Origin of the sequence: Billgrantia zhangzhouensis (assembly GCF_021404465.1) — a bacterium.
GTDB classification, from domain to species: Bacteria; Pseudomonadota; Gammaproteobacteria; order Pseudomonadales; family Halomonadaceae; genus Halomonas; species Halomonas zhangzhouensis.
Window position 1 is genome coordinate 264,470 of sequence record NZ_JABFTT010000004.1, and the last position, 14,885, is coordinate 279,354.

Annotated in this window: 14 protein-coding genes; 6 read left to right on the plus strand and 8 right to left on the minus strand. The window is 63.3% G+C overall.

Annotation, left to right across the window (positions count from 1 at the left end; translation table 11 throughout):
• The first annotated feature begins 23 nt into the window (after positions 1-23).
• The 4 genes from nqrF to sthA are packed head-to-tail and all read left to right on the plus strand — an operon-like array spanning position 24 to position 3,761.
• Entirely contained in the window at positions 24-1,256 is a 1,233-nt protein-coding gene (gene nqrF / locus HOP51_RS06710; protein WP_234273170.1) for an NADH:ubiquinone reductase (Na(+)-transporting) subunit F, read from the plus strand.
• A complete protein-coding gene (locus tag HOP51_RS06715; RefSeq protein ID WP_234273171.1) occupies positions 1,253-2,032 on the plus strand; it encodes a hypothetical protein in 780 nt (259 codons plus the stop codon). Before nqrF ends, HOP51_RS06715 begins: the two co-directional genes overlap by 4 nt.
• Before the next feature lie 19 nt (positions 2,033-2,051).
• The gene (gene nqrM, locus HOP51_RS06720) at positions 2,052-2,318 is read left to right on the plus strand and encodes a (Na+)-NQR maturation NqrM (protein WP_234273172.1); all 267 of its coding nucleotides are present in this window, start codon (positions 2,052-2,054) and stop codon (positions 2,316-2,318) included.
• A gap of 51 nt (positions 2,319-2,369) precedes the next feature.
• A complete protein-coding gene (sthA, locus tag HOP51_RS06725) occupies positions 2,370-3,761 on the plus strand; it encodes a Si-specific NAD(P)(+) transhydrogenase (protein WP_234273173.1) in 1,392 nt (463 codons plus the stop codon).
• A gap of 95 nt (positions 3,762-3,856) precedes the next feature.
• On the opposite strand, the gene HOP51_RS06730 is transcribed toward sthA, so the two are convergent.
• From HOP51_RS06730 to leuS, 6 genes are all read right to left on the minus strand, one after another.
• Positions 3,857-4,282: a DUF488 domain-containing protein gene (locus HOP51_RS06730; protein WP_234273174.1), complete on the minus strand. Its 426-nt coding sequence runs from the start codon at positions 4,280-4,282 to the stop codon at positions 3,857-3,859.
• 25 nt (positions 4,283-4,307) lie between these two features.
• Positions 4,308-5,258, minus strand: a complete 951-nt coding sequence (locus HOP51_RS06735) for a PA2778 family cysteine peptidase (RefSeq protein WP_234273175.1) — start codon at positions 5,256-5,258, stop codon at positions 4,308-4,310.
• 11 nt (positions 5,259-5,269) lie between these two features.
• Complete coding sequence (locus tag HOP51_RS06740) at positions 5,270-5,662, minus strand: PA2779 family protein (protein ID WP_234273176.1); 393 nt, start codon at positions 5,660-5,662, stop codon at positions 5,270-5,272.
• A 183-nt stretch (positions 5,663-5,845) separates the two neighbouring features.
• A complete protein-coding gene (holA, locus tag HOP51_RS06745) occupies positions 5,846-6,904 on the minus strand; it encodes a DNA polymerase III subunit delta (protein ID WP_234273177.1) in 1,059 nt (352 codons plus the stop codon).
• A 79-nt stretch (positions 6,905-6,983) separates the two neighbouring features.
• Positions 6,984-7,478, minus strand: a complete 495-nt coding sequence (locus HOP51_RS06750; protein ID WP_234273178.1) for an LPS-assembly lipoprotein LptE — start codon at positions 7,476-7,478, stop codon at positions 6,984-6,986.
• A gap of 22 nt (positions 7,479-7,500) precedes the next feature.
• Entirely contained in the window at positions 7,501-10,083 is a 2,583-nt protein-coding gene (gene leuS, locus HOP51_RS06755) for a leucine--tRNA ligase (protein ID WP_234273179.1), read from the minus strand.
• 208 nt (positions 10,084-10,291) lie between these two features.
• Between leuS and HOP51_RS06760 the strand changes: the two genes are divergently transcribed.
• Positions 10,292-10,807: a zinc ribbon-containing protein gene (locus tag HOP51_RS06760; RefSeq protein WP_234273180.1), complete on the plus strand. Its 516-nt coding sequence runs from the start codon at positions 10,292-10,294 to the stop codon at positions 10,805-10,807.
• 4 nt (positions 10,808-10,811) lie between these two features.
• On the opposite strand, the gene HOP51_RS06765 is transcribed toward HOP51_RS06760, so the two are convergent.
• Positions 10,812-12,098: a hypothetical protein gene (locus HOP51_RS06765; RefSeq protein ID WP_234273268.1), complete on the minus strand. Its 1,287-nt coding sequence runs from the start codon at positions 12,096-12,098 to the stop codon at positions 10,812-10,814.
• A 100-nt stretch (positions 12,099-12,198) separates the two neighbouring features.
• A complete protein-coding gene (locus HOP51_RS06770; protein ID WP_234273181.1) occupies positions 12,199-13,089 on the minus strand; it encodes a LysR family transcriptional regulator in 891 nt (296 codons plus the stop codon).
• A 332-nt stretch (positions 13,090-13,421) separates the two neighbouring features.
• Between HOP51_RS06770 and leuC the strand changes: the two genes are divergently transcribed.
• On the plus strand, positions 13,422-14,885 hold the full coding sequence (leuC, locus tag HOP51_RS06775) for a 3-isopropylmalate dehydratase large subunit (protein WP_234273182.1): 1,464 nt from the start codon (positions 13,422-13,424) through the stop codon (positions 14,883-14,885).

Below are 14,885 nucleotides of genomic sequence, written 5' to 3' on the forward strand. Positions count from 1 at the left end.
CATACAGCAAATAGGAAACCGACATGGTTGGAACATCAGTCATCTTGCTCGGTGTGTTCATGTTCACCGTGGTCGTCATCGGCCTCGTCCTGGTGATCCTGGCAGCCCGCAGCAAGCTCGTCAGCACCGGTGACGTGACCATTGAGGTCAACGGCGACCCGGAGCACACCATTACCACCCAGGCTGGAGGCAAGCTGCTCAACACGCTGGCAGCCAACGGCATCTTCCTCTCCTCCGCCTGTGGCGGCGGCGGCTCTTGCGCCCAGTGCAAGTGCCGCGTGGAAGAGGGCGGCGGGGCGATCCTGCCGACCGAAGAGTCCCACTTCACCATGCGCGAGAAGAAGGAGGGCTGGCGTCTCTCCTGCCAGGTGCCGGTGAAGCAGGACATGAAGGTCGAGGTGCCCGAGGAGGTCTTCGGCGTCAAGAAGTGGGAGTGCGAGGTCATCGGCAATCCCAACGTTGCTACCTTCATCAAGGAACTCAACCTCAAGCTGCCTGAGGGTGAGAACGTCGACTTCCGCGCCGGCGGCTACGTCCAACTGGTGGCGCCGCCCTACGACATCAAGTTCTCCGACTTCGACATCGAGGAAGAGTATCGCGGCGACTGGGAGAAATTCGATCTGTTCAAGATCTCCCACAAGAACACCGAGGAAGTCATCCGCGCCTACTCGATGGCGAACTACCCGGAAGAGAAGGGCATCCTCAAGTTCAATATCCGCATCGCTACGCCGCCTCCCGGCACCAGTCATCCGCCGGGCCTGATGTCGACCTACGTCTTCAGCCTGAAGCCGGGCGACAAGGTCACCGTGATGGGGCCCTTCGGCGAGTTCTTCGCCAAGGACACCGATGCCGAGATGGTCTTCGTCGGCGGTGGTGCGGGCATGGCACCGATGCGCAGCCATATCTTCGACCAGCTCAAGCGGCTCAAGAGCCAGCGCAAGATCTCGTTCTGGTACGGTGCGCGTTCCTGGCGCGAAACCTTCTACAACGACGAGTACGATCAGCTGGCCGAGGAGTTCCCCAACTTCGAGTGGCACCTGGCGCTCTCCGACCCGCTGCCCGAGGACAACTGGACCGGGCCCACCGGGTTCATCCACAACGTGCTGTACGAGAACTACCTCAAGGACCATCCGGCTCCCGAGGATTGCGAGTACTACATGTGTGGGCCGCCCATGATGAATGCATCCGTGATCAAGATGCTGCTCGACCTGGGGGTCGAACCCGAGAACATCCTGCTGGACGACTTTGGCGGATGATCCCCTTCGCCTACGGGCGACTCACCGGGCTGGCCCTGCATGGGCCGGCCCGGCTCCTTCTCTCGCTGTTCCTGGTCGTGGCGCTCAGTGCTTGTCGTGACCCATCCAACGAGTACCTCTATCAGGGCACGGCTCTGGGAACGGGCTACCACATCACCCTGTATGCAGACCTCGGCGCTGAACAGGCGCTCGAACTCGAGGCCGGCATACAAGGTGAACTGGCAAGCCTCGAACGGCAGCGAAGCGGCTTTCTGCACGCCATGGATGCCGCCTTTGGCTGGCTGTGGCTATCGCCGGCGGCGTCGCTGAATCGGGAAATGGATCGTTTGGTCCATGCGTTGGCCGTCGATCGGCTGACGCTGTGGCTGGACGCCCAGCGTTTCTCTCCCTCTGCCATGCTGGTCGAGGTGGGGGGCGTGGTACGGGGCCAAGGTGTACCGCCCATGGGGGGCTGGCGCCTGTCGCTGGAGCAGGCGGGGCTTCCCGATCCGGATGGCGCACATCGGTTACGCTTGGAGAATGCTGCATTGGTGCGCCGTTTTGCGCAGCAGGACGGCATGCCCCTGGTTTCGCTGTCGACGCTATTGGCTGTGAGTGTCGTTGCGCCGAGTGCCAGCGAGGCCATGGAGCAGGCAAACCGATTGATGCATGCCAGGCCCGAAGAGGCGCTGACGCTGGCCGTAGCCATGGATAGTGCCGCAAGAGTTATTGTCAAGACACCACAGAGTATTGAAATCCATCATACTGCGGCTCTCGAGCCTTGGCTCGAGCCATAGTCGCAAGGAGTGTGACCTGATGACTACTTTCCTCGTCGTGCTGGGCTTCATGCTGTTGATCATGGCGGCCATGGCCATTGGCGTGATCATGGGGCGCAAGCCCATTGCCGGCTCCTGTGGGGGACTCAACAAGCTCGGCCTCAAGGAAGGCTGCGATATCTGCGGTGGCAAGGATGAGATCTGCGAGGAGGAGAGTCGCAAGCGTAAGGGAGCGTCGGTCAGCGCGCGGCGCAGCAGTGACGAGAGCCGTGGGGCGGACCTGGGCTACGATGCTACCAGGCGCTGAGCACGAGAGCCGGACGACTTGAACGACAAGGGAAAGGAGACGCGAGAACTCATGGCAGTCCATAACTATGACGTGGTGGTAATTGGCACCGGACCCGCCGGCGAGAGCGCCGCCATCAACGCCGCCAAGCATGGTAAGCGTGTCGCGGTGGTGGAGAAGCAACCGGTCCTCGGCGGCAACTGCACTCATTGGGGAACCATCCCCTCCAAGGCATTACGCCACCAGGTCAAGCAGATCATGCAGTTCAACACCAACCGTATGTTCCGTGATATCGGGGAGCCGCGCTGGTTTTCCTTTCCCAAGGTGATGGAGCGTTCCCGCATCACCATCGACCAGCAGGTCGAGATGCGCACCAAGTTCTATGCTCGCAACCGTATCGACCTTTTTAGCGGCGTGGCGCGTTTCAAGGACGAGCACACATTGTTGATCCGTGATCGGCAGGAAGCGCTGGAGGAACTGGTGGCCCAGAAGATCGTCATTGCCACCGGCTCGCGTCCCTATCGCCCCGCCGACATCAATTTTCGCCATCCACGAATCTATGATTCCGACACCATTCTGAGTCTCTCGCATACGCCGCGTACCCTGATCATTTTCGGTGCCGGCGTGATCGGCTGTGAATACGCCTCGATATTCTCGGGGCTGGGGGTGAAGGTCGATCTCATCAATAGCCGCGACAGCCTGCTCTCGTTCCTCGACGACGAGATTTCCGATGCGCTCTCCTACCACCTGCGCAAGCACGGTGTACTGATTCGACACAACGAAGAATATGAGCGGGTCGAAGGGGATGAGTCCGGCGTGGTGCTGTACCTCAAGTCGGGCAAGAAGCTGCGCGCGGATGCCTTCCTGTGGGCCAATGGCCGTACCGGTAACACTGACGAACTGGGTCTCGAGAACATCGGCCTTGAAGCCAATGGCCGCGGTCAGCTACAGGTCGACGACCATTACCGTACTGCCATCCCGCACATCTACGCTGCCGGCGACGTGATCGGCTGGCCGAGCCTGGCGAGTGCGGCCTACGATCAGGGATTGAATGCCTGCGACGAACTGCTCGAGCGCGATTATCGCTATGTCAATGAAGTGCCTACCGGGATCTATACCATTCCCGAGATCAGCTCTTTCGGCCGCTCCGAGCGCGAGCTGACCGAGGCCAAGGTGCCTTATGAGGTGGCGCAGGCCTTCTTCAAGGATACCGCTCGTGCCCAGATCACCGGCGATACCGTGGGCATGCTCAAGATCTTGTTCCATCAGGACACCTTGGAGATCTACGGTATTCACTGCTTTGGCGATCAGGCTTCGGAAATCGTCCATATCGGCCAGGCGATCATGCAACAGAAGGGGGAGGCGAATACCCTCAAGTATTTCGTCAACACGACCTTCAACTATCCCACCATGGCCGAGGCCTACCGGGTTGCGGCCCAGAATGGACTGAACAGAGTCTTCTGACCTGGTCCAGGCATCAGCTCTCCTCATTCCCGCCGGTCGCTAGACCGGCGTTTGCGTTATGCATGGCTGGACCTGACAGGAGAAGAAGGCGACGCTCACTCCTCCTTGAGCTGATGCCGGTAACACGGCGGCGAGGCAGGCTCGAGATCCTCCATATCCTCATCTCGCAGTGTCTCCAGCAGGGCCTGCTGCAGCAATGGAAGATAGGATTCTTCCAGGTTGCGTGCGGCGGAAAGCAGCGTCAACTTGCCCTGGCGGGCATAGCGCATCAAGGGGACGAGACTTGCCGGATCGTCGCGCAGCTCGCCGCGATAGCGCACGGCAAAGACGGCCGCACTGATCTCGCCCTCGTGGAGCTGCCGCCGCAGCAGAGGCGAGGGTGATGCATCACGATACCACTCGGTCAGATCGAGGCTCTCGCGGCGTTTGCCGCGAGGCCAGAGGCGATCGACCAGAACCCGGGCGCCGTCGGTGGGTTCGCTCGGGCTGTAGATTCGCTTGAGTACGATCTCGTAGCTCACGCCGTCTCCCTTTGCTGTCGAAACGCTACAACCGTTCCAGGGCCTCCCGGGCGCGTGGCTGCCAGTCGCCGGGCAGCTCAGCGGCACGCCCCAGTGCCTGGCGGGCCTCGTCGGTTTCCCCTTGGGCCAGCAGCACCAACCCCAGATTCAGCCATGCTACGCCCAAGTCGTCCCGGTGTGCCACTGAAGTACGAAATGCCTCGATGGCGCCTGGTGCATCTCCCGTCGCGTAGCGGGCGTTGCCCAGGGCAAAGTGGCCCATGCTGGACGCGGAAAAGCGCGCCGTGAAGGCTTCCCAGGCGGGTAGCGTGGCGCCGGCCCCATGAACCTGCTCGAAGGCAGAGATGGCCTGCAAGGCACGCTGCTCGCTGACACCACTGGGCAGTTCGCCGGGCGACAGTGCGACGAAGGCCCAACGTTCGCTGCGTGCCCAGGTTGCATCGAAGCGGCGAAACGATTCGATGCGTTCCGCTTCCTCGCCGCTGTGCAGGATGAGCTCACTGGCCTCCAGATCGTAGCCGATGGCGACGGCGTAATGCCACATAGGCCAGGCCGGCAGCGAAAGGTTCTGCATGACCACTACTGGATGGCCGGCGGCGATTTCGGTAAGCAGGGCATCGAGACTGTCGTTCAACACGTAGGGGATGCGGCCATGGCGCCTGACAGTGGCGAGCATCTCGGGCTGTACGCTGCCCTCGCGACCGGGGATGAACACCTGTGGTATCAGGCGTTCCATGGCCACGTCCACGCCGTCGTGGTTGAGCACCATGGCCAGTGAGGCGGGACCGCACTGGTATTCGCGCTGGGCGTGGAAAGGTACGCCTTCGATCATGGCTTCTCGCGGCAGCGTCTGCTCGGTGTTTGCGGCGAGGCGTGGCGTGGCGGCACAACCCGTCAGTATCAGCAGCCACAGGCTCAACAGAAGAACGCCCGCTAGGCGGGCGTTCTTGCAGACTGGCTTGAAACGGTCTTGCATGACGTTTCCCATCAGCGTGTGAAGGGGAAGACGTTGGTCAGACCCAAGATGTCGGTGACCAGCAGGACGAGGAAGACGAGCAGCAGGGCGCCGACGACGCTGGCGCCGGCAGGCAACTGGTCGAGCTGCTCAGCCATCTGACGAGCCTCTTCATCGGAGAGTGCGGCCACGCGGGCTTCGACTTCGGCCAGGTCGACGCCCTGGGCGACGAGCTGCTCCTGGACCTCGGTCCGGGACAGGATCTCGTTGATGCGCTCCCGGTCGGCATCGCCACGCTCTGCCGAGAGAGCCGCCTGGGTGGAGACCAGTTCACTGGTGGGAAGCGGGGCGGCCGAAACCGATACGCTGCCGAGCACCAGGGCCAGGATCAGCAGGGGACTGAGAAAGCGGCGGAGGGTTTTCATGATCAATGTTCCTTCTTTATCGGAAAAGGCTTCCGGCTCTTGAATGATCCAGCGCTCCCGGTTCAGTGAGCGCAGTCATCCACGTGCTCCAACGATGCTTTATAAGTATAAGCAGAAAGCACGTGAAATTTCATGCCCTTGCATAATCCAATGTGCGGGCTTTCCGGAGCGGGTGCGGCCGTCTCAACCTACACGGTAGGAAGAAGGCAATTCGGCAAGCAGGCCGCGGCCACCGGCCAGCGTCAGGGCCAGGTCGTGCAGCCCCTCCCACAGCGGCAAGTTGGCGGCTCCCTTGATCGAGAGGTCGAGGCGCTGGGAAAACAGCAGCAGTTTGTGCAGGCGCTTGCGGGGCAGACGGCCGATGGCTTGCTGGTAGGCAGGACGGCGCTTGTCGAAGATGGCCGGTTTCTGCGCCTTGCAGGCGTGTTCGAAGCTCTGGCCTTGATCGAGGTGCTGATGCAACGACAGCAGGGTGCGTAGCTCGCGATTCAGCGCCCACAATACGATGGGGGCTTCGATGCCTTCGCCACGCAGGCCATGGATGATGCGTGAGACGCGCTCGCGCTCGCCCTTGAGGCAGGCATCGGCCAGGGTGAAGACGTCATAGCGCGCGCTGTCCTCCACACCCCCCGCAATTTGGCCGGGGCCGATGCGGCTACCGGGCGGCAATAGCAGGGCCAGCTTCTGCAGTTCCTGATCCGCCGCGAGGAGATTGCCTTCGGTACGCTCGCCGAGCAAACGGGCGGCATCCAGATCGAGAGTCAGGCCGTGGCGCTCGGCGCGGTCGCGTAGCCAGAAGCCCAGCCGCGCCACGTCCACCGGCCACACCGGGACGAACACCCCGAGCTTGTCGAGCGCCTGGAACCAGGCGCTCTTCTGCTGGCGGAAATCGAGCTTGCCCATACTGACGAGCAAGACATTGTCGCGGTTGCCCGGGGCGTCAGCGTACTCCTTCAGTGCCTTGGCGCCCTCCTGGCCGAGGTTCTGATTGCCCAGGCGCAGCTCGATCAACTTGCTCGAGGCGAACAGCGACAGGCTGGCGGCAGCCTCGCGCAGCCGCCCCCAGGCGAAGTTGGCTTCCACATGAAGAATGTCCCGCTCTTCGATGCCCCTCTCACGGGCCGCACTGCGTACGGCGTCGCAGGCTTCCATGTGCTGCAGCGGCTCCTCGCCGGCCACGATCACCACCGGGGGCAGTTTCTTGACCAGCGCTTCCGGCAGCTTGTCGGCAAAGACCTTCATGAGAGTGCCTTCATGATCCTGTCTGGATGGGGTGCCTGCTGGATAAAACTCGCACGATTGGGGTCACGGGAGCGTGTTTTCACGAGCCGTCGGTCAGTGAGCGCAGACGCTCGAACAGGCGTCGCTGGGCCTCCTGACGCAGTTCCTGGCGCGCTTCTTCACGGAGTTCGTCCTGGGCCAGCAGGTTGTCGTCGCTGACGGTGAAACGAGTCGATACCTCGAGGCGCTGCTCGGAGAGCCGATAGGCACCGTCGTTACGCCGTTGTACCGAGAAGGATACCGTGAGCGACATTTCCCGCTCCTGCGGGCCGCTGTCGAGAACGCTCAGCTGGCGCTCACGGAATGTCTCCGGGCCGAGGTTGAGCACCAGTGGGGCATTGTCGTGCACCTGGGTACCGACTGCTACCAGGCGCTCTTCCACCAGGCGGGCCAGTTCACTGTCATCTCCCGCCAGAGCGAGTTCTTCCAGGGCCAGTCCCGACGTATCGAAGCCGCGCAGGCGAAAGCCGCAGCCGGTCAGTACCATGGCCGCTCCGACGGCCATGGCAAGGTTGAGAAATTCGCGTCGCTGCATGAGGGCTCCCGTTCGGTCTGCGTCAGCTCACCACGATATTGACCAGTTTGCCCGGTACCACGATCACCTTGCGTACCGTCTTGCCCTCGGTGTGACGCTGGACGTTCTCGGCGGCGAAGGCTTCGGCTTCAATGGCTTCCTTGGGGGCCTCGGCGGCTACCTCGATACGGGCACGCAGCTTGCCGTTGACCTGTACCACCAGCTCGATGGTATCGCGTGCGAGGGCCGATTCGTCCACCTTCGGCCAGGAGGTATCAATGGCCGGCTCCTCGTGACCCAGCTCGTGCCACAGCGCATGGCAGGCATGCGGTGTGATCGGTGCCAGCAGCAGCACGCAGGCTTCCACGGCCTCGCGGGCCACGGCCAGGCCCTGGGGCGTGGCATCGTCGAACCTGGCAAGGGCGTTGGTCAGCTCCATTACCGCAGCGATCGCTGTGTTGAAGGTGGTGCGCCGGCCGATGTCGTCGCTGGCCTTCTTGATCGTCTCGTGGGTCTTGCGCCGCAGTTCACGCTGGGTGTCGTTGAGCGCCTCGGCGTCCAGCTTGCCCGGCTGACCGGCCTCGAGGTGCTCCGCGACCAGGCGCCACAGGCGCTTGAGGAAGCGGCTGGCACCCTCGACGCCGGAGTCGGACCACTCGAGCGATTGTTCCGGCGGGGCGGCGAACATCATGAACAGGCGCACGGTATCGGCGCCGAAACGGTCGATCATCGACTGCGGGTCGACGCCGTTGTTCTTCGACTTGGACATCTTCTCGATGCCGCCCATCTCCACCGGCTGGCCGTCCGCGATCAGCACCGCGCTGACCGGGCGCCCCTTGTCGTCGCGCTGGACCTCGACATCGGCGGGATTGAACCACTCCTTGCCGCCGTTCGGTGTCGAGCGGTAGAAGGTTTCGGCGATGACCATGCCCTGGGTGAGCAGGCGCTGGAACGGCTCGTCGACCTTCACCAGGCCCAGGTCGCGCATCAGCTTGGTGAAGAAGCGAGCGTAAAGCAGATGCAGGATGGCATGTTCGATACCGCCGATATAGAGATCGACCGGCAGCCAATAGTCGGCACGCTCGTCGAGCATGGCTTCGCGATTGTCGGCACAGCAGAAGCGGGCGAAGTACCAGGACGACTCCATGAAGGTATCGAAGGTATCGGTTTCGCGCACCCAGCCGTCACCCAGGTCATGGAACTCGGGCATGCGCTTCAGCGGCGATCCGCTGGCGTCGACGGTGACTTCCATGGGCAGGGCGACGGGCAGCTCGTCGTCGGAGAGCGGCACGGTCTGGCCCTCGGGGCCGTACTTGACCGGGATCGGTGCGCCCCAGTAGCGCTGGCGGGCCACGCCCCAGTCGCGCAGGCGATAGTTGATCTTTACCTCGCCGCGACCTAGCTCGGCCAGCCTGCCGGCGATGGCTTCGAAGGCGGCATCGAAGTCCAGGCCGTCGAACTCACCGGAGTTGATCACCCGGCCATACTCGGCGTAGGCGCCCTCCGAGAGGTCAGGCGCCTGGCCGTTTTCGTCGGCGATCACCGCCTCGATCGGCAGGTCGTACTTGGTGGCGAACTCCCAGTCGCGCTGGTCGTGGCCGGGAACGGCCATGACCGCGCCGGTACCGAACTCCATCAGTACGAAGTTGGCGACGTACACCGGCACTTCGCGACCGGTCAGTGGGTGCACCGCCACCTGGCCGGTGGCCATGCCTTTCTTCTCCTTGGTGGCGAGTTCCGCCTCGGAGGTGCCACCGCGAGCGCACTCCTCGCAGAAGGCTGCCAGTTCGGCGTTGTCTTCAGCCGCGGTCCTGGCCAGCGGATGGCCAGCGGCAACCGCCACGTAGGTTACGCCCAGAAGGGTATCGGGGCGGGTGGTATAGACCGACAGCGGCTCGGCGGCGCTGCCGTCCGCGTTCCTGATGTCGAAGCTGAGTTCCACGCCGCGCGACTTGCCGATCCAGTTGCGCTGCATGGTCTTGACCTGCTCGGGCCACTCGATCTTGTCGAGATCGGCGAGCAGCTCGTCGGCGTAGTCGGTGATCTTGAGGAACCACAGCGGGATTTCCTTGCGCTCCACCAGTGCGCCGGAGCGCCAGCCGCGACCCTCGATGACCTGTTCGTTGGCCAGTACGGTCTGGTCCACCGGGTCCCAGTTGACCGTGGACATCTTCTTGTAGACCAGCCCCTTTTCCACCAGCTTGGCGAAGAACCACTGCTCCCAGCGGTAGTAGTCGGTATCGCAGGTGGCGAACTCGCGGTTCCAGTCGTAGGCGAACCCCAGCGCCTTGAGCTGGCGGCGCATGTAGTCGATGTTGTCGTAGGTCCACTTGGCTGGCGGCACCCGGTTCTGAATCGCCGCGTTCTCGGCCGGCATGCCGAAGGCATCCCAGCCCATGGGCTGCATCACGTTCTTGCCCTGCATGCGCTGGAAGCGCGAGACCACGTCGCCGATGGTGTAGTTGCGCACGTGCCCCATATGCAGCTTGCCACTGGGGTAGGGGAACATCGACAGGCAGTAGAACTTCTCTCGGCTGGCATCCTCCACCGCCTTGAAGCACTGGTTCTTTTCCCAGAAGTCCTGGGCGTCGCGTTCGATTTCAAAGGGCTTGTACTGTGCGTCCATCGGCTTTCGAAATGACCTTAGAGTGTGTTGGCGCGGAAGCGCCGTGCGGTTGCGCAGAAAATTGTTCGGCGTCATTGCCGGCCGGCAGCCATGCGATAAAACGTTGAACTGACGACGGGATGGCGTCTAAATGGTAACCAAGGATACCCCAGTAGGGCAGGCCGGGCCATGCCCGGTCCATGCCGAAAGCCGCTTCGAGGAGATGACCATGAGCGAACGTCCCGACTCCCATCGCGAACATCGGCTGCGTGAGGGCTACGAGCGCATGCTGGCCAGGCTGCGTGAGGGCGCCGACGACCTGACCTGGGAGAACCTGCAGCGGGAACTGGATGAGGCGGTCGAATTCGAGGCCGAGCTGGAGGACTTCACCAAGGATGAACTCGCCTTGCTGCGTGCCTGGGTCGAGCGCGACCTGATGGACATGCGGCGCTACTTGCGGGCGGGTGGGCGCGGTGTAGCCGCCTGGCTGGGCATCGACCTCGACCAGTTGTCGCGCAAGGTGGTGGATTCGCTGTTCTCCATCGCCGACCGCAGCATCGTCGAGAATGCTCGACTCAACGAAGACCTGGAGGCGGCCCGGGCCGATTACTGCGAGGGTGAGTTGGCGGCCCCCGGACGCATGGCCTGTGTGCACTGCGATGCGGTCGTCGACCTGGAGGGGGTGACTCGCATCGAACCCTGCCACCAGTGCGGCCATCGCTACTTCTACCGAATCTCCCAATGAGCCTTTACAGCCAGGCATCGAGCGTGAGGATGGCCACTACCACCAGGCCGCTGAGCAGCAGGGCGTACCCTATATTGTGACGCATCATGCGATAACCGCTGACGCCGTAGCGGCCCTGCAGCGACAGATTGATCCCCGACAGCGGCCCTACCGATGTGCCCACCGCCCAGGAGGCCAGGGCGGTAAAGGCGAACAGTGTCTGCTCACTGCCACGCAGGTCCAGCATCGAAGCCAGCACCGAAACGCCGATGATCGGATGCAGCCCGGCTACGGCGCTGGCGACGATGGCGAGAAAGCTGGTCACGGCCTGGGCCGAGCCGAAATGAGAGAACAGCCGCCATTCACTGCCCGTCGCGGCAGCGACGAAGGTGGAGAGTCCCAGGGTCAGCAAGCCTGCCGAGAGGAACAGGGCAATCTCGCCGCGCATCGTCGGCAGGCGCGTCAGCGTGTGCTGGCGCACGCGGCGCAGGGTCCAGCGCGGCCCGGCCGGGAGGTTGCTGGCCAGTGCCACGGCCGGCAGCAGAAATGTGATAATGCTGACGATGCCGAGCCGAGGCGTGAGCTGAAAGTGGAACAACATCACCAGAATGGCCATCGATACCGGCATTAGCAGGCTACGTGGAGAGAGCGAGAAACCGGACACCTCGGCCAGATCGAAGCGCCGCGACAGTTCTAGTGTCGTCAGGAGGCCGCTGAGCAGCGCCAGCGGCAGCCCCACCGCAAGGATGCGCGAATATTCCATGCCCGGGACCAGGGTCATCACCACGCCCATGGAGGCAAAGAAGGGCGACCACAGCGCCGCGCTGGAGAGTCCTCGGTTCAGTGCCAGCAGTTGAGGCGTGGTCAGCGGGCCACGCCGGGCCAGGCGGTCGCCGATCATGAACACCGTCGAGAGGTTGAGAATGGTGCCCAGCAGGTGCACGCCCAGCCAGGTGCCAGCGGTTCCACGCACGCCGGTGAACGGCCTGCCCAGGGGGCGTTTGTTGGCGTGACGATTGCCGATCAGGCCGATGAAACTCACGCCCACCAGCATGGCCACCACATAGGTATTGCCGCTGGTGATCGCTGGCCAGGCGATGTCGCTGGTATAGCGCCACCGTGCCAGGATGAGCAGCCCCAGGCCAATGGTGGCTAGTGCACCGGCTTGCCAGCGGGTACGGCGAGGAATGTCGCGCCACAGTAGCAGCGTGGCCAGCCACAGGGCGTAGCCGACGCCGTGCGGAAAAGGTAACGCCCCGGCAAAACCGAGGATCTGCTGCACCAGCCCAAGCAGAATCAACACGCCCGCCAGGGCATGGCGCGTCGATGTGGCAGGAGAGGCGGGAGAGGACACGGTGGTGTAGGGCTCCAGGTGGAGGCGGTTGGATTGTGAGCAGTCTAACAATATTTCCTCATGTTCGGCGACTCGCCACGTCACGCGCCCCTTCCAGCAGTCCCAGCATTGCCCGTGCGGCGTTGGAGAGGGTACGGCTGCGATGCACCAAGTAGCCCAGGGAGCGATGGATGGAAGAATGTTCCACCTCGAGCTCGTGCAGTTCGCCAGCCACCAGCCGCTCCGGCAGCAGGCTCCAGCCCAGGCCGATGGAAGTCATCATCTTGAGGGTTTCGAGATAGTTGGTGGTGAGTGCCACGGGTAGCTCTAGGCCGGCGGCGGCAAAGCGTGATTCGATCAAGGTACGCGTGAAGGTCATGGGCCCCGGAAGCACGGCACCGAAGGTGCACAGCTCGTGCAGCGATAACCGCCCACGCCTGGCCAGTGGATGATCGTGGGCGCAGACGAAGCACATCCGATCGTCCCATACGGGCACCACGACGAGTTGAGGATCCGGATGCGGTGCCAGGGTCACCACGGCCATTTCCAGCTCACCATCGAGCACGCCCTGGTAAGCCTGCTCCGAGTCGAGGAAGCGCAGGTCCATGCGCACTTCCGGATGAGCCCGGGTATAGGCCTTGAGTAACGGCGGCAACCGGTGCAGGCCGATATGGTGGCTGGTGGCGAGGGTTAGGCTACCGCCGACATCCCCCGTCAGGTCGATCAGCGCGCGGCGGCTATCATCCACCATGACCAGGATCTGCCGGGCGCGGGGCAGCAGCACCCGGCCTGCCTCGGTGAGAGTGACGCGACGGCCGATGCGGTCGAACAGCCGCGCGCCGGTCTGCTCCTCGAGGGAGGCGATGCGCTTGGAGACCGCCGGCTGGGTCAGATGCAGCTGCTCGGCGGCGCGGGAAAAACTGCCGCTGTCGGCCACGGCGAGGAAGGCCTGCAGGCTTTGGGTGTCCATCGTATCGCTTGCATTCCTATTGGGAATCCAATGAATAAATAACATGAATTGCTTTTATGAGCGAGCCGCGCAAGACTGGCTAACACCTAATAGCTTTAACGCCAGGAAACGTAAGTGCACGGACCAAGCGGTGCACTGCAGGCGTGAGCGGCGCCGGGGGCAGGTCATAGCGGAGGTCTTTTGCCATGGATGGCAAAAGTAGCGCCCAGGGATGGGTTTACAGCGCCTCCGCGAGACCTGTCGACGGAGAGCCGCGTGGTAGGCAGCGAGATACGCCACGGCGATAACCCAGACCGGACAGGCAAAAGGGCCATAGAGCCCGGGAGAACGATATGGCAGGCCAGACGCTTTACGACAAGCTGTGGTCGCAGCACCTGGTGAAGGAGCGCGACGATGGTACCGCATTGATCTACATCGACCGCCAGTTGCTGCACGAAGTGACCTCACCGCAGGCCTTCGAAGGGCTGCGCCTGGCCGGGCGCAAGCCGTGGCGTCTCGACGCCAATCTGGCCACGCCGGACCACAACGTGCCGACCACCGTGAAGGAACGTGCCGAGGGTAATGCCGGCATCAAGGATCCGGTGTCGCTGATCCAGGTACAGACGCTCGACGACAACTGCGTCGAGTTCGGCATCGAAGAGTTCAAGATAAACGACCCGCGCCAGGGCATCGTGCACGTGGTAGGGCCGGAGCAGGGCGCTACCCTGCCGGGAATGACCGTGGTCTGCGGCGACTCCCACACCGCTACCCACGGTGCCTTCGCCGCGCTGGCTCACGGCATTGGCACCTCTGAGGTGGAGCACGTGCTCGCCACCCAGTGCCTGCTGGCGCAGAAGATGAAGAACATGCAGGTGCGCGTCGAGGGCAAGCTCGGCACTGGCGTCACCGCCAAGGACGTGGTGCTGGCCATCATCGGCAAGATCGGTACCGCCGGCGGTACCGGCTATGCCATCGAGTTCGCCGGCAGCGCCATTCGCGACCTCTCCATGGAGGGACGCATGACGGTGTGCAACATGGCCATCGAGGCCGGCGCCCGGGTCGGCCTGATCGCGGTGGATGAGACCACTATCGATTACCTCGCCGAGCGCCCCTTCGCCCCGAAGGGCGAGCAGTGGCAGGCCGCCGTGGCGGACTGGCGCAACCTGGTGTCCGATGCGGACGCCCAGTTCGACAAAGTGGTCACATTGGATGCCGACGAGATCGAACCCCAGGTGAGCTGGGGCACCAGCCCTGAAATGGTCACCGGCATCTCCGGCGAAGTGCCCGACCCGGCCGAGCAGAACGATGACTCCGTCAAGCGCGGCTATACCCGGGCGCTGGAGTACATGGGCCTCGCGCCCAAGCAGAAGATCACCGAGATCAAGCTCGACAAGGTGTTCATCGGCTCGTGCACCAACTCGCGTATCGAGGACCTGCGTGAGGCGGCGAAGGTGGCACGCGGCAAGAAGGTGGCCGACTCCATCAAGCTCGCCATGGTGGTGCCGGGCTCCGGCCTGGTGAAGCGCCAGGCCGAAGCCGAGGGGCTCGACAAGATCTTCATCGAGGCAGGTTTCGAATGGCGCGAGCCGGGCTGCTCCATGTGTCTGGCAATGAACGCCGACAAGCTCGGCGCCGGCGAGCACTGCGCCTCCACCTCCAACCGCAACTTCGAAGGCCGCCAGGGATACGGTGGGCGTACCCACCTGGTCAGTCCGGCGATGGCCGCTGCTGCCGCCATCGCCGGACATTTCGTGGATGTGCGCCGGTTCGCCGGCGATAGCGCCGCCAACGATCCCCAGCAGGCAAAGGAGGCTTGA

Excerpts from the sequence above, each read along its gene's own strand:
- HOP51_RS06735 (WP_234273175.1), bottom strand. The coding sequence starts at position 5,258 with ATGCAAGACCGTTTCAAGCCAGTCTGCAAGAACGCCCGCCTAGCGGGC.
- leuS (WP_234273179.1), bottom strand. The coding sequence starts at position 10,083 with ATGGACGCACAGTACAAGCCCTTTGAAATCGAACGCGACGCCCAGGAC.
- HOP51_RS06715 (WP_234273171.1), top strand. The coding sequence starts at position 1,253 with ATGATCCCCTTCGCCTACGGGCGACTCACCGGGCTGGCCCTGCATGGG.
- holA (WP_234273177.1), bottom strand. The coding sequence starts at position 6,904 with ATGAAGGTCTTTGCCGACAAGCTGCCGGAAGCGCTGGTCAAGAAACTG.
- HOP51_RS06760 (WP_234273180.1), top strand. The coding sequence starts at position 10,292 with ATGAGCGAACGTCCCGACTCCCATCGCGAACATCGGCTGCGTGAGGGC.
- leuC (WP_234273182.1), top strand. The coding sequence starts at position 13,422 with ATGGCAGGCCAGACGCTTTACGACAAGCTGTGGTCGCAGCACCTGGTG.
- nqrM (WP_234273172.1), top strand. The coding sequence starts at position 2,052 with ATGACTACTTTCCTCGTCGTGCTGGGCTTCATGCTGTTGATCATGGCG.
- sthA (WP_234273173.1), top strand. The coding sequence starts at position 2,370 with ATGGCAGTCCATAACTATGACGTGGTGGTAATTGGCACCGGACCCGCC.
- HOP51_RS06770 (WP_234273181.1), bottom strand. The coding sequence starts at position 13,089 with ATGGACACCCAAAGCCTGCAGGCCTTCCTCGCCGTGGCCGACAGCGGC.
- HOP51_RS06750 (WP_234273178.1), bottom strand. The coding sequence starts at position 7,478 with ATGCAGCGACGCGAATTTCTCAACCTTGCCATGGCCGTCGGAGCGGCC.
- nqrF (WP_234273170.1), top strand. The coding sequence starts at position 24 with ATGGTTGGAACATCAGTCATCTTGCTCGGTGTGTTCATGTTCACCGTG.
- HOP51_RS06740 (WP_234273176.1), bottom strand. The coding sequence starts at position 5,662 with ATGAAAACCCTCCGCCGCTTTCTCAGTCCCCTGCTGATCCTGGCCCTG.